This is a genomic window from Streptomyces sp. NPDC002144, from assembly GCF_053593695.1.
The window spans coordinates 1-23022 of record NZ_JBSFDB010000031.1; the positions used below are offsets into that span (position 1 = coordinate 1).

The window sequence follows — 23022 nt, forward strand, 5'->3', positions numbered from 1 at the left end:
GCCGTGGGCGGCGTGCACGCCGGCCGGGCTGAGGTCGGCGATTGCTCGATGGACCATGTTCGTGTGGGCCAGTAGCAGGCGCATCTCGGCCGAGTATGCGCTGCCGGTCAGGACCCGATTTCCCAGCAATGGTTTGAATAGCGCGGAGGGCAGAAAAACGATCTTCGCCTTCGTGTGCGGCGCGGTCTCGAATCGCGGTGGCAGCCCAAAATGCTGCAAAACGAATTGCCCGGCCGATACGGCCCGCTCCTCACGGTCCCGCGGGCTGTCCAAAGTCCATTCACCGCGCGACACTATGTACATGCGAACCTGATCTTCGGCGCCTGGCGGCCTGCCTGCGGTCCGGACGGGCGACACGCCGTAAAGATCGGTGATTGCAACATCGCCCACCCTGGCCCCCCGGCTCCTGACCCGAAAATGAGCGGTCGTGTCCGAGCTGAAGGCCGGCAAACGAAACGGATCGCCAAGTTTGGTCTCCCACTCACGTTGGAAGGCATCCATTCCCCATCGACCCGCGCCGGGCCTGGTTGAGTCCAGCGCGAAAGCACCGCGCGACCTGGCACTGTAGCGAGCCCCGGTTCCCCTCACTGAGGACTCCTTGTGAGTGAGCGGCGGCTCTCGCGGAACAGCTGCCCAGCCCGCTCATCAGCGGCGAGGCGAAGTAACCTCGGTAGTCGCTGCGTTGGATGGATGTTCACGGTGAACTCCGCATAGATGAGGTCGTCTGACACGGATGGAGACAGGACGCTGGCAGGCGCGAATTTGCCATGCCACTCGATCACTCTGGAGATCTCGACGCTGCCGAGAGTACTGCTTTCCATGAGTTGAAGGTAACCCAGACAGCGGCCGGTTTACCTCCGTCCATCGGGATCTCCGGCGCGTACCTCCACGACAGCCAGAAACTCGAGCCGCTCGTACGCGGTCTCCTGCCGATCTGCTCCCGCCGCGGACCCCGGCCTGCCAAGCTGCACGCGGACAAAGGCTACGACTACGACATCATGCGCCGATGGCTATGAAAGCGAGGCATTCGGCATCGCATCGCCCGAGAGGGCATTGAGTGAGCCGTTTCTATCCTTCGTAGGTCGGGTTCTTCACGTGGTGTTGTGGGTTGCCGCTTCCCGTCAAACGGCAATCTCCATTCTCGCCGTCCGGCACGCAGCCGTTCGCGTAGCGCGACCGCGCTTCGGGATGCAGGAAGGTGGTGATCTTGATGGTGTTCTGCTTCTTCTTCCCGGAGATGAAGACCTTGCGGCCCGGGCGGCCCGCCCTTGGGCGCCGGACCTGGACCTCGGTGCCGTCAATCCGCAGTTCGACGCCCTCGATGTTGGCGTAGGCGAACAGGTCGTCCAGGGTGCGGATCCGCAGGCCGGGGTGGTCGGGGGTGGCGAAGCCACGGGCCGCCAGCGGCGGCCGGATCTCCCGCACCGCCGCCGAGACGGTGGAGCGGTCCACCGCGAATAACTTGGCCAACGCCGTATGCGGCAGACCGAGCCGCAGGTGCACCAGGGTGACCAGGAGCCGGGTCGACGAACACCAGCTTGGGCTTACGGCCCGCGCCGGCCGCTCGGTGACGCTCGCCGCCCCGCCGCTCACGCAGCGAGGACTCCCGGCGCGCCACCCATTTCGGGGCCAACTCTTCGATCAACTCGCCGAGATGTGCATGTGAGACCCTGGACAGGGCAGGATGGGAACAGGCCGTACGGGCTCAAGCAAGCGTCACAACTCACCCAAACCCGTGCGGCCCTTCCTTCATTCCGGACCGACCGCGCCTCGGCATTCTCCTCAAGTCGTCAGGCTTCCGTACCACGTGCCGTGGGGATACCTGATGTGATCCGCCTATCGCGGTATGGGGCCAAGAACGCGGTCAGCGCCGACAGCATCGCCTCTGGGACTTCCTCGGCGGGGTAGTGGCCACACTCGGGGAGGACAAGGCTCTCCACATGGTCGGCGGCAAGCTTCATTGTCGCGCCGACCGATGCGCCCAAGTTCTCCGCTCCCCCGATCGCCAGGACGGGGAGGGACAGCCGTCGACTCTTGCGCTTCTGGTTCTGCGAGATGGTCGTATCGAGTGCGCGGTAGAACTCGAAGCTGGCTCGCAGGGCTTCCGGGTCGGCGGCGAGGGTGTCGACGTAGTGCTGGACTGCGTAGTCGGGCAGTGGCTTCGCGGATTTCGTGGCGAACTGGTGGCCGAAGTAGAGGTGTTCTCGTCCGCTGACCAATTGCTCGTTGACGTCGGTGAGGCGGTTGAAGGCGAAGTGCCAGAGGCGGTCGTTGGCTTCCCGGCTGCCGAAGAGAGGCGGTGTTGGGGAAAGCCCGGGGATCGCGGCCTCGGCGACGACCAGGCGGTCGAGCCGGTCAGGGTGATCCGCGGCCAGGGCGTAGCCGGTCCACATCCCAACGTCGTGACCGACCATGGCGAACCGCTGATGCCCGAGCGAGGCCATCAGCGCCACCATGTCGCGGGCAAGGGTGCCGGTGTCGTACCCGTCCAGGGGTTTGTCGGAGAACCCGACACCGCGCGGATCGACCGCGACAACCGCGAAGTCCTGGGCCAGCGCGGGCATCAGGAGGCGCCAGGCATACCACGTCTGAGGCCAGCCGGCCAGCAGCAGCAGCGCGGGCCCTTCGCCGCCGGTGACGGCGTGCAGGCGCAGGTCTCCGGTATCGACGTACCGGCTGGTGAAAGTGTCGGTGAATCGGGCCGGGAGGTTCGGCGCCTGGGGGACGGAACCGGGGCCTTCGGGTGCGGGGAGGTTGGTTGATGACAGACTCATGATCATTCCTTTTGGCACAGGGTTGACGCGGTGTCATGGAGTGGGCAGGAGAGGGGCGGAGCCGCGCGATGGTGGTCGATCAAGTGGTGGCGCCAGTGGGGCGGCTCAGTGCGCTGGTGAGGGTTGTCGCCACGACGGTGAAGGCGAGGATCAGGGTTGCGACGTCCTGGTCGATGGTCTGGTCGAGGAACCCGAGGGCCAGCGTGGGCACGATCGTGCCGGTGTAGGCGAACAGGAAGTACGTGGAAAGGAGATCCGCCCTGCGCCGCGGGTCGGCGAGCCGCTGGGTGACCCCGATGCCGCGGCGGAAGGCCAGGCCGATGCCGGCACCCGCCAGAAGGGTTCCGGCGGCGAACGTGGACAGTGACCGTGTCCACAGGCCGGTCTCGAACACTGCGACGCCCGCTATGAGGAACGCCGATACCGGCCAGCGCCCGGAGATCCACCGCTCCGGGGCGGCCACCTGTGCAATCAGGGCGACGATGAACAACAGCCCGACCTGTGCGCCGACAGCCGCGACGTTGTGGACGTGCAACTGTTCACGGAGGAAGGAAGGCACCAACGACGAGAACAGTCCCGCGACCGCGAACGCGGCGAGCACGGCTGTGGCAGCCTGCAGGAACTCGGTCCGCGCTGTCCGCTGGTCGGGAATGGCCGGCCGGCGCACCGACAGCGCGAGGCGCTGCCGGGCCGTGACGGTTTCCGGGGTGACGATGACGGCCAGCAGCGCCGGGCCCAGGGCGGCCAGGTAGGCCCAGAACACCAGGTGGGTGGGATCCACCCCGTACTGCGCGAACAGCCCGGCGGCAACAGTGCCCAGCCCCAGCCCGCCCATGTTCGCCACCGTGGAGACGGTCGACGCCCGCCGGTCGTGTTCGGCTCCGGCAAGCTCACCCAGCGCGGCCGTCGCCGTGGCAGTGAAGACACCGGTGCTCAAGCCGCACAGAAACCGTGCCCCCAACAGGGCTCCGACGTTGTGGGCGACGAGGAACAGCGCGGTGCTCGCCGCCGCAGCCAGGAGAGCAGCGGCCAGCAGGGGACGGCGGCCCACGCGGTCGGAAAGCGACGCGAACACCATCAACGCGAGCACGGTCCCCAAGGCATAGACGGCAAAGACCAGCGTCGTGGTGAAGGGCCCGAAGCCCATCTGCGGCGCCCAGAACGCATACAGCGGAATCGGCAGCGTGCCGCCCAGCATGACCAGCATGTACACCGCGGCTATGAGCCAGAACCCGGCGCGCGGCCCGCGTCCGTCAACGGGCGAACCCGCCTGTGTGCGGACGTCTGACGCGACCTTGTCGATCATCGTGCGGCCTTTCGAGTGCGGGAACGCTGGTCATCACACTAAGCATCTTGGATCGATCGGTCAAGGATAATTTGACCGATCGATCCAAAATACGGGTAGGCTCACAGCAGGCAAGGGAAACGGGAGGTGCGCGCCATGTCTGGCCGGAAGCAGTTCGATGTCAGTGCGGCCCTGGACCAGGCCATGCGAGTGTTCTGGCAGCGCGGGTACGCCGACGCCTCACTCGATGCCCTCGGTTCCGCAACAGGTCTCGGCCGCGGCTCCCTTTACGGCGCCTTCGGTAACAAAGACGCCCTGTTCCGCCAGTGCCTCGACCGCTACGCGTCGATCTACGGCGCGCGGTACGAGCAGGCGCTCGCGGCGCACCCTGGTGATCCGGTGCGCGCGGTCGAGGCATTCTTCGAGGTCATCCTGAGCCGTATCGCCGACCCATCGGTCCCCGTGGGGTGTCTCATCGCCCAGTCCGCCGCACAGTCACCGACACTGAACGAGGAGAACAGCATTCAGGTGCGTGGCCTTCTCGACCTGCAGCGCCAACGGGTACGCGCGGCACTGGAGGACTCCTCGGCCGACACTCGAACGCTCGACGAACTCGCCACGTTTGTCGTCGCTGTCAACCAGTCGCTGGCCGTCCTGAGCCGTGCCGGCGCTTCAGACGCCGAGCTGCAGTCGGTGGCCCGGCTCGCCTGCACAACAGTGGCGGATACCCTCGCCCGGGCAGCATCCGGGGACCTTACCCAAGGCTGACGGGCACCACTCCGCCAGGACCCGGCTTTCTGCAGCCCGGCATGCCCACGGACCGCCTACCGGGTCCACCGCCGGCAGAAGCGGCTGCGCAAAGCCGTCACGCTCCGTGGGCGATATTGCTCCCATGCTCAATAGGGCCGGGGCATGGCTGAGCCCGACACCTTAGAGCGTTGCACTGTGTTCGCAGAGCTGCCAAAGCAGCTGACGCGCCGCGCGCATGTGCTTCGCGGCCTTCTGCAGACCGGGCTGGCTCTGGTCGTAGGCTTCGCTGCGGTATCCGCCTACGGCTACACCACCCGGGCTGCGAGCCCCTACGCAGCAAGCCGAGACCCGCACCCCGGAAGCGCAGAAGACGGCCCTGACGGACGATCACGTGCTACCGATCTCCGCCCCGACCAGCACGAGCACCCCACAGGGAAGACACGCCAGCCCCGCTGTCCAGCAAGAATCAGGATGGCAAGACCTCACTGACCGCCCGACCAACCCGGCTCCGCTGCCCACGCCGCATGTAGTGGCAGCGAGGTGAGCAGTCCCTCGCCGTGATCCACGATGTACCGACGAACGCATGGGACCTGGAACTCGAAGAACTCTTCCTGCAGACCGGAGCCCGTTTCTCCCGCGTGGCCCGCGAACTGCAGCTACTCCTCGCGGTCTGACCGGCGCCTGCCCCACCTGTCACCGCGACATACCTACAGCGATACCGGCCTGGCCACACAGCCGGTCTCAGCAGGCCCGAGGGTTCCGGCAGGACCAGCACGAGTTCACCGGTCTCCCGCCAGGAAGTGAGCGGCCTGCTCGCCGACCGCCACGCTCGGCGCCATGGTGTTGGCCATTGGGACTCGGGGTAGGACGGAGGCGTCCGCGACCCGGAGGCCCCGGCACCCTATGACCCGCAACCGGGAGTCGACAACGGCCATGTCGTCGTTGCCCATCCGGGCGGTGCCGGTCTGATGCCAGAACGTCTGGACGGTCTCCCGAAGGTACCGGTCGGTGTCTGCGGCGCCCGGCCGCCGTTCGTCGGCTATCCAGGACCGCAGAGGCGGCGCGGTACCGATCGACCTGGCGGTGTCCAGCGCCTTCCGGACGTCCGTCACATCCTCGGGGTGCGTGAAGTATCCGGTCTCGATGAGCGGGGCGGCAGTCGGGTCGGCCGAGGACAGCCGAACCCGGCCGGGGTTGCGCATCGGCACGCCCACCATGAAGTTGACCCCGCCTGCCATGGACGGCGTCACATAGAGGAAAGCCGACGGCCAGAAGCCGGCCACGCCGGTGTCGCCGGGCGGTGGCAGCCGAACCCCGGAGGCGGCATCCCAGTTCAGGTCGATATGGGCGTGGTCCTGCAGGTTGCGGCCGACGCCCGGCAGGTGTCGGGTGACCGGGATGCCGTGCCGCCGGAGTTCGTCGGCGTCCCCAATGCCCGACAACATGAGCACCCGAGGTGTGTTGACCGCACCGAGCGAGAGGACGACTTCTGCTGCCGCACGGATCTCCTCGACCCGTCCGCCGGTCAGTACCTGGACGCCGACCGCCCGGTCGCCTTCGATGAGCAGGCGCAATACGAGCGAGCCGGACATCACGGTCAGGTTCGGCAGTTCCCTGTCGGCCACGTAGGCCCTATAGGGCGAGCGGCGGCGACCGTGTCGGATGGTTTTTAAAGACCGGACAAAGGCCCGCTCCTGCGTGCCGGGACCGGCGTTCAGGTTCGCATACGTGGTGAACCCGGCGTGTTCTGCCGCCGCGAGCACAGCTTCGCCGAGCGGATGCGACGGCGCGTTCTCCACATGCATCGGGCTCTGCTCTATGCGCCGGAAGACATCACTGATGGCCTTGTTTGCCCAGGCAGGGTCGCCGCTTATGGCGGCGTAGTGGTCCCAGTCGTCACGGTGTCCGCGGACCCAGTTGCTCACGTTGACGCTGCCGCCCCCGCCGAGGACGCGGCCCATCTCGTAGGAAAGCGCCCGGCCACCAACCGCCGGGTCGGGCACTGTGGTGAAGTCCCACACCCGGTCCGTACCCATATTCAACAGCCACTGGTTCGGGTCTTGGACAGCCTCCATCTCGTCGCTACCGCCCGCCTCAATAAGGGGTGCTTTCAGAATGCTGGATCCTTGCGGGCGAGGGTCATGCAGTGGGCGAGCTGGAGGAAAGCGTCGTGCATGTCGTCTCGGGCTTCCCAGCGAGTACGTAAGCGGCGGGGGCCGTGGAGCCAGGCAATGGCGGACTCGGCAACCCATCGCACCTGACCCAGGCCCGAGCCATGTGGCTGACCGCGGCGGGCGATCTTCGGGACGATGCCGCGCTCGCGTAGTCGGCGGCGGTAGATGTCATGGTCGTAGCCCCGGTCGGCGTACAACGCGCGAGGCTTGCGCTGAGGCCGCCCCCGCTTGCCCCGCACCGGCGGTACGCCGTCGACCAGCGGCAGCAGCTGGGTGACGTCGTTGCGGTGCCCGCCGGTCAGCGATACCCGCAACGGGGTGCCGTGCGCGTCGGTCAGCACGTGGTGCTTCGAGCCCGGCCGTGCACGGTCAACCGGACTCGGCCCGACTTTTGGGCTGCTGCGCCCCCGCTTGGCCGGCACGTGCGAGGCATCAACGGTGACGCGGGAGAAGTCCAGGCGGTCCGCCGCCCGCAGCCGGTCCAGCAGCACCCGCTGGAGTTCCTCCCACACGCCGGCCTCCTGCCACTCGGCCAGCCGCCGCCAGCAGGTGGGCCCCGAGCCGAAGCCCAACTCCTGCGGCAGGTACTCCCATTGGATTCCGGTGTAGAGGACGAACAGCACACCCTGCAGAGTCTTGCGGTCATCGATCCGCTTGCGCCCGGGGTGCCGGAACCGTCGCTCATGCTTCGGGAGCAGCGGCTCGATCACCGCCCACAGCTCGTCACTGATCTCCCACGGCTTCCGCCGTGCCACGGGTCACCCCCACAAAGACGGAACCACTACACCTCCACCGTGCCACAGGGAGATCATTCTGCAAGGACCCCTAAGCAGGACCGACACGTCGGGCCATTCGGCGAGCCGACCTGCCAGCGCCGAGCCTGAAGAACCGCTGCCGCACACAATGAAGTCAAACATATTCATCCAATCCATGTCGCCGGAGTCGTCTCCCAAATGATCAAAACCCACGATCGAGACGACCTTAGCTTCGAATTTTTCTATCGGCCGGGTGTCTGCGTACAAGTGGACGTGGCCAAGGGGTGGCCCGTTCCTGTTTCATTCCAGGACGTCCGGCCCTACGTGGTCGTGTGCTTCTGTTGCCGCCAGGCGCACTCGATCCGCGGCGATACGACGGAAACATGCCGCCGCGACGTCCGTATCCGAGTGATCTGTCCGATGCCCGCTGGGGGTCGATTGAGCCGGTGCTCTCGGCATGGCGCTTCGAGCGCCGCGGCAGAGCTCTGGAGTTCGGCCGGCCGCCCGAGCACGACCTGCTGACATCATGGACGCGATCTTGTATGAGGACCGCACCGGAATCCAGTGGCGCTACCTCCCGCACGGGTTTCCCGCACTGGAACACGGTCTACGGATACTTCGCCAAGTGGCAGCAGAAAGGCGTGTTCGCCTGGCTCAACGGCCCTGCTCAGGCGGCTGCTACGGGAGAAGGATGGACGGGACGCCGAGCCGTCGGCCTGTGTGATCGACCTCTTACTTCGCCGCGATAGGACATCCTCTCGGCGGCCTGGCCTCGCAGGGGTTCGGACAGTTCGAGCGGCTTGAAGGTGACCGGCCAGTGGGCCGGCCGGTAGCTCGCGTTCAGGTCGACGTGATGCAGTTCGAGCTCGACGAGCTTGCGTAGGACAACCTGGCTGGCCGGGAACGGCTCGAGGTGCAGGATGGTGACCTTGGCCGCCTATGCGTGGTCCGGTGTTCTCCTGACGGTTGCCCGGAATGCTCGCGCCGTCCGTTCGATGTCGGCTATTTGATCAGCGACTGGCCAGGCGAGATCGGCTTCGGATACAGGAGCTCGGATGACCAGACTTCGCGGCCGTCAGCGTCGACCAGTACGAGCCTGCCGTCGTCGCCGAGCACCGCGCGCTGAACATCCCGACCCGGCGTGCCGCTGTTCCAAACCTGTACGCCAGTGGGCGCGAACACCACGAGGTTACCGCTGTCCTGTAGCACCAAACGGTTCGACAGGCCGATGAGCTCATCTTCAAACAGGGTGCCAGTCCTCCACACCGTCGCGCCGTCCTGGGCACGATAGATCACTACATCACCGTCGTCCTGATTCACGAGAAGGAATGTTCCAGATTTGGATGACAACGAACCCAGCCGGAGGGTGTCGCCCGGCAACAGCTCGGTCAGGATGGGCATGCCTTCCAGCCGATGCATCAAAGCGCGGTATTGAGCGACGGTCTCTAGTGGGGCATGAAGTCGGTTCCGTACATCCTCAGCGTCGCCTGCGGCTTCCCCATCGTTCTCGTCCCCCAGGACCTGGAAGTCGGTGAGGAAGCAGGCGACGTCGCCGTCGGCAGTGCGGCCGATCCAGGTGGGGTAGCAACCGTCGCCCCAGCCTGTGCCGAACAGGACCACGGCACGGTCATCGTCGCCCACAGACATGGTGATCGGGGCGCACTCGCGGACCGAGCCGACAGGAGCTTGGGGGCTGCTCCACAAGGATTCCGCGACCTGACCCGCGAAGTCCTCCTTCTCGACAGCGGCTTGGAAAGTCTGGGCATCGACGAAGCATCCGGTGCCACCGTCGACGGGGTAGCCGAAGAGCTCGTCGTCATCGAGTTCCTCCATGTCCTCGCCGGGCCGGAGGGCCAACTCCCAGGTGGCGACGGGCTCGTCCCGTATCTCCAGCCGGGCCGCGGCCACGCGGGTGTCCCGGTGCCCGCCGTCCGGACCGATCACGTCCACGATGACCAGGACGACCGGATAGCTGCCCGGCCGGACCTGCTGGGTGAACGCCATCTCAGCAGGATCGCCGGCCCCGCAGCCGAGCGGATCCATCGCGATGACGCGGCCAGACGGCAGCGACAGCGGAACACCCGGTAGCACCCTCACCAACAGACCGACGCCACGGGGGTACGGATGGCTGGTGCCGGGCGCGAAGAGATGTACGAAGTCGGGGGCGAGAACGGGCATGACCTCTCCTGCGGTGTGCATGTCGGCCGAAGCATTCGATTGCCAGAAACGTACCGCGCAGTGAGGCGATAGCGGCGGTGCCTGAGCCCCCTTCGCCGTCTTCAACTCACCTGCCCAGTCAGCAACCAGGCTGCTGCACTGGTCCAACTGGCGCAGACGCCACCAGGCAACAGCCCGCCGCAGCTACTACCGACGACGGACCGCCGACGAACCTGCTGGATAGATCACGAAACCGCACTAGAGTACTAATACTCCAGCCGGACTTCTGTATTTCTCCTGGTCAACGGCTTGGCGGTGGGGAGTGTAGCGGGGGTTGGGCATGGCTGGGACGGTCCTGGACAGGTCGTCCCACCAACGTGTGTCCGCGCCGCTTGTAGTGACAGCGTCGGGCTCGTGCCTGGTGACGGCGGCGCCATCGTGACCAGTTCACCGCGTGATCGCGGCGTGCAGGACGGTGGCGAGGTTGAGTTGCCAGCAGACGACGGATTCCGGCTGGTGTCCACGAGGTCGGGTGTGTCGGCCTCGGCACCCCCTTTACACGATCCTGCACGGCCGTCACCGCGAGGAACGCGTAGGCGAGCATGGCAAGCGTGGCGCTCATGTTCCACACAGGATGTCGTCGTGGTTCATGTGTACACCGTGGCGATCTTCCTAAGCTGCCGAAAGGCAGTGGGGGGAGCACCCGGGCTGTTCCGGGGCGGGTGCATACGGAAGATGCCGGGCCGCGCGTGGAAGTCGCCCGGCGGGTATCGCCGGCAGAGCTGCTGACCCTGCACGCCGTCGTCGACGCACTGCCCAGCGGCAGGGTCTTCGTCGTACCCGGCATCAGGCTCCGATCCGACTGACGTGTGAAGAGACGACCACGATCAGCACCGGCACGTGGTGGCAGCCCCCGTGAGGCGTGCATCGACTTGGAAGGTTGTGATTCGCAGGCGTGGGAGGAATGCTCGTGCGGCACCGTGCGCCTCTCATCGGACGGGACCGCGAAGTCGAAGAAGTGGCCCGGATCCTGGGCTCCACGGGTACGTCGGCGCAGACCCTGCTGATCAGCGGCCGGGCCGGGGTGGGGAAGACCGCCCTGCTGGAGCAGGCGCGGCTGGTGGCGACGCGGAACGGCGCCAAGATCGTGACGATGAACTGGGAGGACACCGAGGCACCACCTGGCGTAGCGGCCCTGGCCGATGCGGTGTGCGACGTGCTCGCCAGGATCCACGACGGTTGGCTGCCGGCCCGGATCACCGCCGTGCGCCGGGTCCAGTGGCGCATCACCCACCGCGGTGGTGAGTCTGTTCTGCTCAAGACCATGGGCGAGGTACTGGCCGACGCCGCCCGGTCCGTCCCCTTCGCTGTCGTTCTCGACGACGTGCAGCGGATGCCGCCGCAGACCGCCTCCGCTCTGGGGGTGGTACTGCGCGCCTTCCGCCCTGCGGACATTCCCGTGGTGATGGCCGGCCGTCCCGGGGCCGCGGGACGGGCCGGCGGAACCGCCCTCGCGGCGACGGCCGACCGGGTGCTGGAACTGCGGCCGCTTCCGCCGTCCGGGATCGGCGAGCTGGCCGTGTGGTGGGCCGGTCGGCCCGTCGAACCGGCGCTGCTCACGACGCTGTCACGGGCGCTCGGGCCATTGGCCGGAAACCCGGAGGCAGTGCTGTCCCTGCTGAGCTGCTGGCGGGAGAGCGGCCTCCTGCTCGAGCTGGACGGCCGGCTCTGTGTGATGGAGTGCACGAACCGGCTGGGTCCGCTCAGCCGGCCGGAAGGGTTGCTCCAGCTTGTGCGGCCCGGCATGGACGCCGAGTCCGTGGAGCTGGCCGCCGCGCTGGCCCATCTGATCGGTGGCGGCGAAGTCAGGGTCGACGACCTTCACTTCATGTGGCCGGATGACGGAGCACGCGCCGCGGCGGTCGCCGCCGACGTGGACCGGTTCGTCAAGGACGAGGTGCTGACCGTCGACGGTGACCGCCGTCTGTCGTTCCCCGTTCCCGCACTGGCCGCGACGTTGCGGGTGCTGCCCATGCGAAGTGATCTGGCGGGCGTCCACGCGCGGATCGTCACGTCGGTGACCGACCGGATGGACGCCGCCACAGCGGGCGCCCGCTACCCGTATCTGGCCGACCACGTCGCGGCGGCCGGTCCGTTGCTGGACGACGGGCTCGCGGTCCCGTTGCTGCTCGCCGCCGGCCGCAACTACGCACCATCGACCCTCCGGCGGGCCACACAGGCCTACCGGTCGGCGCTGCGGCGTCTGTCCCCCGGTGACCCCAGGACGCCGGGCGTGCTGCGCGAGGCCGTCGAACTCAGCCTGCGGTACGCCGACTACGAGGAGGTGCTGGATCTCGGTCAACCGCTGCTCGCCTGTGTGGAATGGTGGGTGGATCACCCGGCCGCCGGAGAACGGTCCGGCGGGCACCGGACTGCCCTGCAACTCGCGGTCCAGTTATGGGTTCTCGCGGTGCTGCACGAGCACCGGTTCCCCTTCTGGCAGGGCGATGGCGAGCGATACCGAACCGCGTTCGAGTCGATGCCGGCCGTGGCGAGGGCGGTGACGCTCGCCGGACTGTACGGGATTGGTCCGGTGGCCCTGACAGCATGGGACGACGTCGAGGCCCCCGCGTCCGCCCCCGGGCGCGGCCACGGTCCGCTGCTCGCGGCCGTCGAACTGCGGCTGATAGCCGCCGCTGTGGGCAGCAAGGCGGAGCTCGACAGTGCGCGGCAGGCGCTGCCGTCGGGCGCTGTCGCCGAGGAGGCCCTCACCCGGCTGCGGAACGCCGCGGCCTACGGGGACCTGGCGGGCGCCTTCGCAGCCGTGCTGGGTGACCGTTACACCGGAGCCGGACACAGCACCGCCATCCGTTACCGGGCGATGGTGCGTGACTATCTCCAGGGACGCTGGGACAGTGCTCTGTCCTCTGCGCGCCGGATCGAGACACGGAGCCGCCCCGACGGCGCGGCCGGGCCGGGACAGTTGGCTCGGGCGTTGGCGGCGGAGATCCACTGCATGCGCGGTGAGCTGGGACACGCCCGCGCCTGGCTGGACCTCATCCCCGACGACGTGGTCCATCCACTGGTGGACCGGGTGCGCATCGCCGTGCGGTACTGGTCGGGGCAGACGGACGAGGCGCTGGCGGGCGGATGGCGCGCCGTGCGCCGGGCACTCAAGGACGGCACGCTCGCGGGCGTGGAGCGGGTGCTGCTGCGGATCCTCGTGGTGTCCGCGCTGGAGGAGCGGCCGGAGACGGCGCGGCAGGCGCTGGAGGAGCTGGAGGCGCTGCACGAGGAAGAGGCCTCGCCCATGAGCCGGGAAGCGGTGCTCATCGGACGTGGCCTGGTGCATCGTGACGCGGATAGCCTGCTGGCCGCCCACCGGTTGGTGGCCCAGCGGGACGACACGCCTCTGGGCCTGCTGTGCTGCTACGGCCTGCTGGAGCTCGGCGACGACCCCCAGCCGTGGCTCGTCGAGGTGAGGCGGATCTCGCACATGATGGCGATCGGGCGGCCGGTGCGCGCCGTGATCGACCGCGCGGCGCAACGCCGGAATGTTTCGCTGCCGAGGCGCCGTTCGGTCAGCCGCGGGCTCAGCGAGCAGGACATCAGCCTGATCGAGCTGGTCAGCGGCGGTGCGACCAACCGGCAGATCGCGGCCCGGCTGTCGTGCAGTGAGAAGACCGTGGAGCAGCGGCTGACCCGGTTGTACAGACGCACCGGGTGCCCTTCCCGGGTGAAGCTGGCCGCGGCCTGGCTGGATGGCAGTCTGGCCCGGCTGGGGCTGGTGCCGGACACCGCCAGGAGCCAGGGCGGATCAGACCCGGGGAACGGGGCGACCGCGATCTGACAGCCCGGTTGGGGGGTGCCCCTATGTCCTTCGTCAGAAGCTGTTGTCACATGAAGCGGGCGCCGATTGGCAGCGATTCGGACTCACTGCGGTTGTGGCGCATCGATACAATGCGAAGCATTTCATGGGAGGGGCCACCTGGGCAGCGGACTCTGGACGGTTCGTCATGCCGGCTCATCGCAGCAGGTGGCTACCAGACTCACCCACGGAACTGACTATCCCGGCCACCGCTTGCCGCAAGGCGTTGGCCGACATACCGCATAGCGCCGCCTTCGCAGCGCAAAAACAAGGGAGCGAAGCGTGTCCAGCAATCAGGACCGGGAAACTCGAACGGCCGCCGAGGATGAAGAACAGACAGAACCGGATCCGGAGCAGCAGAGCACTTTCGCGGCTTCGGCTGAGGAGGCATCCTCAAAGGCGGCAGACGTAATCGACACAATCGATGAAGTCCTCGAGGAGTTCGATGACTTGACGCTTTCCGAACTCGGATTCCGGAAAGGGGAAGAGGTAGATGCTGAAGAGATAGACAAGGCTATCGCAGATAAAATCAGGGGGTTCGTACAGAAGGGCGGCCAGTAGCGGATGACCCGCTCATCGCAAAAACCCGCACTAGTGCTCAATGGGGAAGGCCTTGGCGAACATGTCAAGCTGGCGGACGAGTTAGCCACCGCCGGCCTCGAGGTCACGTTCTGCAGCATCGAGGACCTCACAATCGACATCGGACGCAGGGGAGTCCGGATCCGGGAGACCGTGAGTGGGCGGGATCTGGCCGACTTCGGTCTTGTGCAAGTCGCCTCCTACCAGAGGCCCACTGCGACTCTGTTGAACGCAGTCGCGGACTATCTTGCCGCCAATGATGTCCGCGCCGTCAACATCGCAGACATCGGCGCGCCAACAAGATTGTTCAAGTACGTCCGGCTGGCCAACAGGGGACTCTCTATACCGTCCACGGTTTATCTGCCGCCGCGCTTGCTCCCAAGATCCTATCGGGACCTGGCCGTGCAGCTGGACCTTCCGTTCGTGTTGAAAACGGTCACGGGCGGTAGATCCGGCAGGAGCAGCCTGGTCGCCGACGAGGCTGCGTTCACCGAAGAACTCCGAAACGGCAACCATACACGCGGGCTACTCGCTCAGGAACTCGTGCCACCTGACGGTTCGTATCTCGCGCTCATTTTCGGAGGGACCATCTCAGTCGCTCTGCACCATCACAGCATTGGTAGCAGCGATCTGTTGGCAAAGCTGAACTGGGAGGAAGCCGCTATCGTTGACCCGAATGGCCTGGATCCGGCGGCGCGGGCCGCTGCTGTGCAAGCAGCGACATCATTGGGGTACGACATCGCCGGAGTCCACCTCGTCCGACACTGGACAACCGGAAAATGGTGCGTCCTGGACGTGAATCCGAACCCTCCGATGAGCAGCGGCGGGCACACCGCCGACAAACTCGATGCATACCTGGCATACTTGAAAAGACGACTCACCGATCCCAATCAAGCAGACGCTAGCGACTTGACGGACCTTAGTTCTACTGGAATGCAGCTGGAGTGACCCAACGCCGTCACACATTCATCGCTGCGATCGAAGAGCCTGCCGAGGGCTGACTGTCTCCCAGTTTTGACGCGATACGAGTGTCAGCGCTTCAGCCGCCTTGATAGACGCCCTAGGTGGTTCTGCGAGGGCCGGTAACCCCGTTGCGGGGCTACGACGGTAATGGGGGGTCGGGCACCGGCGGCAGCCGTTGAACGCGCAGGCAGCATCCGTCGTCTGCACGGACAAAGTGTCCGCCAGGTGCGGACTTCGTCTGGGCCGGCTTCCTAAGGTGGGTGAGCAGCCTTGCTGCGGCTCGCGAGCCCCGCACCGGCACATCGTGCCGGTGTTGCCGCGGAACCCTCAAAGCCCCCAGGCCGAGGTGGAGTCCGCCACCGTCGCGAACGCTGGCGTGCTCGGCGGCACCGACGGGGAGGTGGTCCTGCAGGACGGTGAGCTGACGGGGTCCTCGGTCGACGGGGCCAGGGTGCTGGGCGGGAGCACCCTCACACGCGGCTGGCTGCCGGGTGCACGACGCCAAGGGGCCGCCCGCCCAGGGCGCGCACCGTCTCGCGGACCGCATCGCGGAGCGGCCGAAGGCGCCCGCCCTATGGCCCCCGGGACATCCCGGCACCGCACCTCACTCGGTACCGGAGGCGTTTGGTGACACGCGGGCACAGCTCCGCGTACCGGCAGGCAACAAAGACTGTTCACCGTTCCTCGCGGGCGCGGCGTCCGCGCAGGGTTGAGCACAGCAGAGGGTGCCGCGGGGAACACCGCAGTGCAACACCCAGTTGAAGAAGGGATGAGCGATGGCTGAGGTTACGACGACAACGGTCGACGTAGAGGGAATGCGGGCGGCGCTGCCGCATTTCGAGCAGGCGCTCACCGAGACGGCCAGCGCGTTCACCAACATGCAGAACCAGGCGACCACCCTGGAGAGCACCTGGAAGGGGGACGCCGGGTCCACCTTCGTCAGTGCCCTCAACGCGTGGCTGGAGAACGGCAACACGGTCAAGAAGCAGCTTCAGATCGTCACCGAGAAGCTCGAGTCGCTGACCGGCGAGTACGGCCGGGTGCACACCAGCACGACCGACTCGGCGGCCTCCCTCCAGCAGGCCATCGGCGCGGGACTGCCCGGATCCTGAGCCGAGGCCGGCGCGAACCCACCCGGGGTGTGCCGGCCGATCGACTGGTGAGACCACGAAACCTCTGAACGAAAGGGACGGGCATGGCCACCTGCGAGGTCAGTTTTTCTCAGATGGAGTTCGTCGCGGGCGAGATGCAGACCATCACCAAGAACGTCCAGGAGATGATCCGCAACCTGGACGACTCCTCCAAGCAGCGCCTGGCCGAGTGGAGCAGTGACGCGCGCCAGATCTACAACGTCGCGAAGGCCAAGTGGGACGCGGCCGCAGAGGAGATGCAGCGGCAGGCCGGGATAGCCACCTCGTCGCTGGGGACGATCACCGATCACTACGTGCACGGCGAGAAGTACGGCGTGAACCTCTGGGAGTCGTGACGTCTTGGTGGCGAGGGGCTGTAACCGCGGATACGGACGGGAGGTGACCAACGGTGGGTGATCAGACCGACTGTGCGGAGACGCCGTTTGTGCGGCCGCGTGGAGGGATGGATGTGCTGAGAGCGGACACTGCGCTTGGCGCGCGTGCCCTGTGGGACGCTTCTCGGACCGAAAACCTCTGTACACGTGGCGCCCGCTTGGTCACCGGCGCGGACATCGTCCGCGTCTCCCCCCCGCTCGCCCTGGAGCCGTGGCATCTGACGCAGACCGCCCCCGCAGCCGCGGACGCCGGTGGACGGGCGAGGACACCGCGTGAGCTCTATGACTTCGTGCTCGGTTCGACCTGGACCGACTGATGCGACCCCAGTGGAACGACGTGGGCGAACACCCCGAGGGCGACGTTCCCCCCGCGCCCGTCGACAGACTCCTCGCGGCCTCCGTCGCCCGACGCTTCTACCTCGAGAACCAGTCGAAGGTCGACATCGCCAAGGAATTCAACATCAGCCGCTTCAAGGTGGCCCGCCTCCTCGATGCCGCGCTGGCCCACAACATCGTGCGGATCGACATCACGGTCCCGGCGGAGATCGACGCGCCGCTCTCCCGGGCGCTGGCCGAACGTTTCGGGCTCCGCCACGCCATCGTTGTCAACCTGACCCGAAGTGACGGAGGCGTGATGGCCTCCCCGGACACCCGTCAGGTCAGCCCCTGGCTCGGAACGGCAGCGGCCCAGCTGATCTCGGAGATCGCCGAGGAAGGCGATGTTCTCGGTCTCGACGGAAGCCGTCCGGTGCGGGTGCTCAGCGAGGCGGTCACCCGGCTGCCCTCCTGCGAGGTGGTCCAGCTGACCGGGGTGCACGGGCAGGATCTGGCAAATGACCCCGCGGTCGCCGCGGTCCACCGCACCGCTCAGGCCGGTGGTGGCCGGGCCTTTCCCCTCTACACCCCCTTGATCCTGCCGAATGCGCCGACGGCGACCGTCCTCAGAAGCCAGCCCGCCATCGCCGAGACGCTGAACCGGTTCGGCCGGGTCACCAAGGCCGTCGTCGGCATCGGCGCCTGGGAGGCCACGCTCTCCACGGTGTACGACGATCTGCCGGAGCCGGAACGCGAGACGTACCGGGAGCTGGGAGCGTGCGCCGAAGTGGTCGGTCAGGTCTTGGACCCGGCGGGCGAAGCGATCACCACGGAGCTGAACGCCCGCATGATCGCCATGAGCGCCGCCGAACTCCGGGCCGTTCCGGAGCTGATCGGTATCTCGGGTGGCGCGGGGAGAATCGAGGCGGTCCGCGCCGTACTGAACGCCGGCCTTCTCACAGGCCTCGTCACGGACACGGCGACCGCGCGCCGTCTGCTGTGGTCCGAAGGCCGGGAGATCACCCCGCTGACGGCGGGTACGCCGTGCGTGACGGAAACCTCCGTGTGAGAACCCCGTGCGAAACACCCCGGTTCTTCCGCCCGGCCCCCTCCGACCTGGCGCCCCGACGCATCTAGTAAGGACAGCAATGACCCAGCAGAGCACCGAGAAGGCCGCCGCACCGGCGACCAGGCCGGGCGGTCGGCGGTCCGTTGGGAAGAATCCGTGAGCCGCGTGAGATCCGGCCTGTTCCGCAGGGGCGGCGAGCGCGGTCAGGTGCCCGACGCGCGCAGGCAGGCCGTCGACGCGGGCAACGCCTCGACCCGGGGGGCTGGTGGCACCTCACTGGTCGAGGACATCGACGGCGTGCTGCTGGTGCGGTCGGTCGAGGACGACTCCTTCCCACTGGGGACGCTCGCCGAAGTGGCCCATGCCGTCAGCGTGGACGAGGACATCGTCACGGTGATGGTCGGCTCCGTGGCCGGGGACGGCGCGTCCGGCGGCGACCACTGGACCCGCCTGAGCACTCTCCTCGACTCCCTCCGCTCAAGGGGCACCCGCCGGGTCCGGCTCGTCATGTCGCATGCCGGTGACGACCGGCCGGGCCGGCCCTGCGTGGCCCGCAGGATCGCCGACGCCTGGGAGCTCGAAGTGATCGCTCCGGACGCGGCCGTGCTGATCACCCCCGGAGGCGCGCTCTTCGTCCACGGGGACTCCAGGCCGGGAAGCGGATGGTGGCGCTTCGCGCCCGGTGAGACACCCCGAAGGCTGGGCCCGCGCACGCCCGTTCCCGCCTGGCAGGAGGCGCTGGGCCGGGTGCCGTCGCGGACGACGGGCGGCTGCGTGGTGGAGCAGATACCGGCGGGCGTGCTGATGCGTCCGGCCGAGGCTCCCCAGTCGCATCCCGACGACCTGTGCTTCGCGGTGCCGGTCGACCTGGAGCGCCCCACGGTGGTGGTCGGCGCTCCCCACGCCGAGGACGTCGCGGCCGACGAGGTGGCAGCCGTGCTCGCGGCGCTGCCCGTGGCACAGCGGTCCCGTGTCCGTCTCGCTCCCGGGGGCCGCCGAGATCTGCTGCGGCTCGGCCAGTCCGTCGCCGACATGGTGGGCGGTGGGGTGGAGGTGCTCACGGGCCTGCCGCTGCTCGCCGACCATGCGCCGCCCGGCGCCGTCCCCCGGACGACCCTGGTGAGTACCGACGGCAGACCGAACTGGCATCCGTTCGTCACGTCCGTGGCCTGCCTGCCTGCCGACGCGGGGGGCAGGATTCCCGCCCCCCGGCTGGTCGCAGGCCATCCGCCCGACTGGATACCCCGCGGTAGCGAACCGGGCAGCCTGCGGCTGACGGACCGCTGGCAGGCCACCGTGACCCGGGCCGGACTCGCCCTGTGGGAACGGGGCGGGCCCCGTCCTCCGTTGGCGGGGCTGGCCGTAGACCCGGACGTCTGCGCCATCGAACTGGGCGCACCGGGGCAGCCGCTGGACGAGTCGCTGCTGCCCGCGCTGTCCCGGCTGTTGACCGGTCTCGGAGCCGACGCGCGGTCCAGGGCGACCCTGCTGGTCCGCGGCAGGCTCGTCACGGGGGAGGGCGAACTGCGCCGCCTGGCCGCCGAACACGGCGTGGCGGCCATCCGCTACGTCACCTCCGGGCACGCCGCCCACCCCGGGTACGTGGCCCCACGTCCCGGGTCCGCGCGGGTCCCGGCGCCGGGCGCCGCTCCGGCGGCGCGGAACATCGGTACGGCCGTCGCCGGACCGTCTCCCGCCGCGTCACCGGTGGGAACGGCACCCGGCAGCGCGGCGCCGCGGGTGCCCCGCCGCGAGGGGGCGCCCGGTGCGGAGCAAGCGGCCCCCTGGTCGGTCATCGCGCCGCGGGAGCACGGTCTGGTCACGGGACCGTCAGCGCCTTCCGTGCAGCTCGCCTCCTCCTCCGGGCCGACGGCCCCGGAGGCCGACCCGCGCGAGGCACTGACCCAGGCCGCCGCCGCGGAGTCCGGCGCACGGACGTCCGCCGGACTCCGTACTGCCGCACCTGAGTCGCCGGGGCCGTCCGGTGAGGTCGCCGGCGGCCGGGACTCGGAAGCCGAGTCCGGTGGCGGTGGCGGAACGGGCACGGGATCGATGAGATATGCGTCCGGTGGTATGTCGATCGGCCGCCCCACCCCCGCGGGTTCCAAGCCCGGGAGCTCCCCGTCCGGGGGCTCCATGTCCGGTCGTATCACGCCAGGCGCGCAGGGCGACAGGACGCACGCCGCGCCCGCGCCGACGACGGCCGCGGACACGGGCGCGGCACCGGAGGGCGAGCCCGGCCACGGCGGCGTCACCGCGCATGCCTCCGGCGATACGCCGCCCGGTGGTTCGCCGGCCGGCGAGGGTGCCGGCCGCGAGGCTGATGAGGTGTCGGAGACTCCCGGTGGGGAGCAGCTCGCTCCCGAGGCGGCCTCCCTCGCTCGCGTGAAGCCGGAGAGCGGCGCCGCCGGCGGAACGGCTGTCGGCGCGCCGCGACACACGCCCGGTCGTGCGGTGACCGGTGCCGACGGTGACCGGCGAGGGCGCGGTGACGGCGACGGGGTGCAGGGACCCGGCCCGGACGTGGGGGTCGCGAGGGGTGCCGACCGGGGCCGTGGTGACGCGCCGAAGCAGCCAGGGCCGCAAGCGCACGCCGCCCCGGAGAGGTCCGCGCGGCCGGATCCGGAGTCGGCTTCCGCGTCGTGGACCGTGCGCCTTCCGATCGTGCCGGGCCATGTCAGCAGCGCCGCCGAACGCGAGGCCTTCCGTGACCTCGCTTCGGAGACGTGGGAGAGGCACGCCGCCGCCGTCTCCAGCATGCTCACGCGGATGCCTGCGCTGCGCGGCCGCGAACTGGAGGAGGCGAGGAGCGATCTCGTCGCCGCGTACGCCTACCTCACCACTGAGGAAGGGCTGTTGCACCATCGCGAGCTGATCCGGGACCTGCGTACCGGTGAGGGCCGCCTGCTGCCCTACGCCGGATGCCTGGCGTCCGCTCTGCGGCGGCTCCCGTCCTACTGCGGTGTGGCCCTGCGCGGCGGGGCCACCGCGGAACCCGAGCCCGCGGTGGGGTCCCTGGTGCAGGAGCCCGCGCCGGTCAGTACTCTGGCCGACTCCTCGGGGCTTCCCGCCGGGTCCCCCGTCCGCTATGCGATCTGGTCCGTCACCGGGCGCAGGGTCCGGCAGTTACTCGACCAGCGCTCCGGAGCCACACAGATGCATGACGAGGTCGTCTTCATGCCGGGGACGGGCTTCCGGGTGCTGGGGGTACGGACCGGGCCCGACGATTCTCCCGTGGTGCTGCTACGTGAGCTCCCGGGCATAGCGAGCGTCTACATGGACGGAACGCAGGAGCTGAGCGGGCTTGATCTCAAGGCCCTCGCACACCTCGAAGCGGCGCTCGCAAAGGGCTTCGCGGTAGGCGGTAGCGGGGGCTGGCCTGAGCGCTGCACCGGGCCCCTGAGCCTGCGTGGGTAGCGGGGCGGGCGTCGAGGACCACCTCGGATGCCGGGGATCAGCCATCGGGCACGAGCAACCGGACAACGCACAGAGTCATCCAAGGCGAAGGAGAATGATGGCAAGGCAACAGAGCGGGCCCTCTCGCGACGGGTCGTCGCCGGGGTCCTCAGCTGACGGGAGCGCGGCTTCGTCTGTCGGCGGGGTGCGGTCGTCCTTCCGCAGGGCGGTCGCGCTGGGGTCCGTGGGAGCGGACCCGGGCCCGAAGCTCACCCCCGCCGTGCCGGAGTCCGCTGGCGCGAAGCGGGGCGAGAGCGAGCCGACGGTGGGGTTGCGGCTCGACACGTCGGCGGACAGCGCCGCGTCCGCGCGGCCCAGCGTGGCCAGCGGTACGGCCGCGGAAGGCGCGGTGGCCTCGGAACAGCCCTCGTCCGAGCCGGAAGCCGCGTCCGCGAAGGAGGGGGTCCAGGCGGCGTCGACCGCTGCCGCGGCGACTGCGGAAGCCAGGGCCGCCGCCATGGGGGCGGGGGCTGCCGCTGAGGGAACCGGCCGCGGTGACGGCGAACCGCCCTCCGGTAACCCGAAGAAGCCCCTGCTCGCCGCCGCGGGCATCGCCGGCGTCGTCCTTCTCGCGGTGCCGCTGCTGATCTTCGCGACGGACGACTCCAAGCCCAAGAAGGACAGGGTGGCGGTGGCCGCGAAGTCCGGCACCGCCCTTCAGGACGATGTCGAGTACGCGCCGCGGGGTAACTATGCCCCGGCCAAGCCCACACCGGTGGCGTCGAGCGCCAAGCCCTCCGCCAAGGCGCGGAAGCCGGCGCCGCAGATCTCTGTTCCGGCTCCGCCGGTCGATGCTCCCGCCGAGAGCGCTCCGAAGCCGAAGGCGGTGGTGGAGCCGAAGCCTCCCAAGCCCGCCCCGAACACCGCGGCGCTGGCCGTCTCGAAGCTGGCCGCCGCGAGCGGAGGCCGGCACATCTGCTACCGGGCCTACGTTGCGGGTACCGGCTGGCAGGCTCCGGTGTGCGACGGTGCCACGGCGGGTACGGACGGGCGTGCCATCAAAGCCCTCAACATCGCCGTGGCCGGCACGAACGGCACGAACGCCAATGCGGCCTACCAGGGTGCCGGATTTACGACGCCGTGGAAGGGCGTGGGCAACGGCAGCGACCTCGTCATAGGAACGGCGAGTAAGTCGGCACGGAACATGAGCGGCTTCGCCATCAACGTGAATAGGGGCAACGGCGGCAACATCTGCCAGGACGCCTACGTCAGCGGCAAGGGCTGGCTGGGTCTCGGTTGTGACACCGCCGAGACCACCAACAAGTTCGTCTTCGGCGGCGATGTGAGCAAGGAGCGTGCGCTCGAAGCGGTGAGGTTCACCGTGTGACGCTGTGGGCCTGGTCGGCGACGGC

General features: G+C 68.5%; 16 protein-coding genes and 3 pseudogenes. 12 read left to right on the plus strand and 7 right to left on the minus strand.

What is annotated here, in order from left to right:
* Positions 1 to 390: pseudogene (locus ACWCQ1_RS36015) on the minus strand (helix-turn-helix domain-containing protein); the annotation flags it as partial.
* A gap of 458 nt (positions 391 to 848) precedes the next feature.
* On the opposite strand from ACWCQ1_RS36015, the pseudogene ACWCQ1_RS36020 reads away from it, so the two are divergent.
* Positions 849 to 1013, plus strand: a pseudogene (locus ACWCQ1_RS36020) (IS5/IS1182 family transposase); the annotation flags it as partial.
* A gap of 55 nt (positions 1014 to 1068) precedes the next feature.
* Here ACWCQ1_RS36020 and ACWCQ1_RS36025 read toward each other — a convergent pair.
* From ACWCQ1_RS36025 to ACWCQ1_RS36035, 3 genes are all read right to left on the minus strand, one after another.
* Positions 1069 to 1593: a helix-turn-helix domain-containing protein gene (locus ACWCQ1_RS36025; RefSeq protein ID WP_451028250.1), complete on the minus strand. Its 525-nt coding sequence runs from the start codon at positions 1591 to 1593 to the stop codon at positions 1069 to 1071.
* Between the two features lie 197 nt (positions 1594 to 1790).
* Positions 1791 to 2774: an alpha/beta fold hydrolase gene (locus tag ACWCQ1_RS36030; protein WP_451028298.1), complete on the minus strand. Its 984-nt coding sequence runs from the start codon at positions 2772 to 2774 to the stop codon at positions 1791 to 1793.
* Positions 2775 to 2853: 79 nt separating this feature from the next.
* Positions 2854 to 4080: an MFS transporter gene (locus ACWCQ1_RS36035; RefSeq protein ID WP_451028251.1), complete on the minus strand. Its 1227-nt coding sequence runs from the start codon at positions 4078 to 4080 to the stop codon at positions 2854 to 2856.
* Positions 4081 to 4215: 135 nt separating this feature from the next.
* Here ACWCQ1_RS36035 and ACWCQ1_RS36040 point away from each other — a divergent pair, with 135 nt between their 5' ends.
* Positions 4216 to 4827, plus strand: coding sequence for a TetR/AcrR family transcriptional regulator (locus tag ACWCQ1_RS36040; protein WP_451028252.1), 612 nt, complete (start codon positions 4216 to 4218; stop codon positions 4825 to 4827).
* A gap of 761 nt (positions 4828 to 5588) precedes the next feature.
* Here ACWCQ1_RS36040 and ACWCQ1_RS36045 read toward each other — a convergent pair.
* Positions 5589 to 6830, minus strand: a complete 1242-nt coding sequence (locus tag ACWCQ1_RS36045) for a GMC family oxidoreductase (RefSeq protein ID WP_451028253.1) — start codon at positions 6828 to 6830, stop codon at positions 5589 to 5591.
* 89 nt (positions 6831 to 6919) lie between these two features.
* Positions 6920 to 7738, minus strand: a complete 819-nt coding sequence (locus ACWCQ1_RS36050; RefSeq protein WP_358612385.1) for an IS5 family transposase — start codon at positions 7736 to 7738, stop codon at positions 6920 to 6922.
* A 383-nt stretch (positions 7739 to 8121) separates the two neighbouring features.
* Here ACWCQ1_RS36050 and ACWCQ1_RS36055 point away from each other — a divergent pair.
* A pseudogene (locus tag ACWCQ1_RS36055) lies at positions 8122 to 8467 on the plus strand (transposase); the annotation flags it as partial.
* Between the two features lie 273 nt (positions 8468 to 8740).
* Here the strand turns inward: ACWCQ1_RS36055 and ACWCQ1_RS36060 are convergent.
* The gene (locus tag ACWCQ1_RS36060; RefSeq protein ID WP_451028254.1) at positions 8741 to 9916 is read right to left on the minus strand and encodes a DUF4241 domain-containing protein; all 1176 of its coding nucleotides are present in this window, start codon (positions 9914 to 9916) and stop codon (positions 8741 to 8743) included.
* Between the two features lie 949 nt (positions 9917 to 10865).
* On the opposite strand from ACWCQ1_RS36060, the gene ACWCQ1_RS36065 reads away from it, so the two are divergent.
* From ACWCQ1_RS36065 to ACWCQ1_RS36105, 9 genes are all read left to right on the plus strand, one after another.
* Positions 10866 to 13745, plus strand: coding sequence for an AAA family ATPase (locus ACWCQ1_RS36065; protein WP_451028255.1), 2880 nt, complete (start codon positions 10866 to 10868; stop codon positions 13743 to 13745).
* A gap of 300 nt (positions 13746 to 14045) precedes the next feature.
* Positions 14046 to 14324, plus strand: a complete 279-nt coding sequence (locus ACWCQ1_RS36070; RefSeq protein ID WP_451028256.1) for a hypothetical protein — start codon at positions 14046 to 14048, stop codon at positions 14322 to 14324.
* Positions 14325 to 14327: 3 nt separating this feature from the next.
* Positions 14328 to 15290: an ATP-grasp domain-containing protein gene (locus tag ACWCQ1_RS36075; protein ID WP_451028257.1), complete on the plus strand. Its 963-nt coding sequence runs from the start codon at positions 14328 to 14330 to the stop codon at positions 15288 to 15290.
* 791 nt (positions 15291 to 16081) lie between these two features.
* Entirely contained in the window at positions 16082 to 16417 is a 336-nt protein-coding gene (locus ACWCQ1_RS36080; RefSeq protein ID WP_451028258.1) for a WXG100 family type VII secretion target, read from the plus strand.
* 83 nt (positions 16418 to 16500) lie between these two features.
* Positions 16501 to 16791: a WXG100 family type VII secretion target gene (locus ACWCQ1_RS36085; RefSeq protein ID WP_451028259.1), complete on the plus strand. Its 291-nt coding sequence runs from the start codon at positions 16501 to 16503 to the stop codon at positions 16789 to 16791.
* Between the two features lie 197 nt (positions 16792 to 16988).
* Complete coding sequence (locus ACWCQ1_RS36090) at positions 16989 to 17147, plus strand: hypothetical protein (RefSeq protein WP_451028260.1); 159 nt, start codon at positions 16989 to 16991, stop codon at positions 17145 to 17147.
* Entirely contained in the window at positions 17147 to 18214 is a 1068-nt protein-coding gene (locus tag ACWCQ1_RS36095) for a sugar-binding transcriptional regulator (RefSeq protein ID WP_451028261.1), read from the plus strand. The genes ACWCQ1_RS36090 and ACWCQ1_RS36095 overlap by 1 nt, the downstream gene beginning before the upstream one ends.
* 156 nt (positions 18215 to 18370) lie before the next feature.
* Positions 18371 to 21631, plus strand: a complete 3261-nt coding sequence (locus tag ACWCQ1_RS36100) for a hypothetical protein (RefSeq protein ID WP_451028262.1) — start codon at positions 18371 to 18373, stop codon at positions 21629 to 21631.
* Between the two features lie 223 nt (positions 21632 to 21854).
* Positions 21855 to 22997, plus strand: a complete 1143-nt coding sequence (locus ACWCQ1_RS36105; RefSeq protein WP_451028263.1) for a hypothetical protein — start codon at positions 21855 to 21857, stop codon at positions 22995 to 22997.
* Positions 22998 to 23022 lie beyond the last annotated feature (25 nt).

What these genes read in the sequence shown, in the direction of transcription:
- ACWCQ1_RS36035 (WP_451028251.1), bottom strand. Translation starts at nt 4,080, where the DNA reads ATGATCGACAAGGTCGCGTCAGACGTCCGCACACAGGCGGGTTCGCCC.
- ACWCQ1_RS36060 (WP_451028254.1), bottom strand. Translation starts at nt 9,916, where the DNA reads ATGCCCGTTCTCGCCCCCGACTTCGTACATCTCTTCGCGCCCGGCACC.
- ACWCQ1_RS36030 (WP_451028298.1), bottom strand. Translation starts at nt 2,774, where the DNA reads ATGAGTCTGTCATCAACCAACCTCCCCGCACCCGAAGGCCCCGGTTCC.
- ACWCQ1_RS36075 (WP_451028257.1), top strand. Translation starts at nt 14,328, where the DNA reads ATGACCCGCTCATCGCAAAAACCCGCACTAGTGCTCAATGGGGAAGGC.
- ACWCQ1_RS36080 (WP_451028258.1), top strand. Translation starts at nt 16,082, where the DNA reads ATGGCTGAGGTTACGACGACAACGGTCGACGTAGAGGGAATGCGGGCG.
- ACWCQ1_RS36095 (WP_451028261.1), top strand. Translation starts at nt 17,147, where the DNA reads ATGCGACCCCAGTGGAACGACGTGGGCGAACACCCCGAGGGCGACGTT.
- ACWCQ1_RS36085 (WP_451028259.1), top strand. Translation starts at nt 16,501, where the DNA reads ATGGCCACCTGCGAGGTCAGTTTTTCTCAGATGGAGTTCGTCGCGGGC.
- ACWCQ1_RS36040 (WP_451028252.1), top strand. Translation starts at nt 4,216, where the DNA reads ATGTCTGGCCGGAAGCAGTTCGATGTCAGTGCGGCCCTGGACCAGGCC.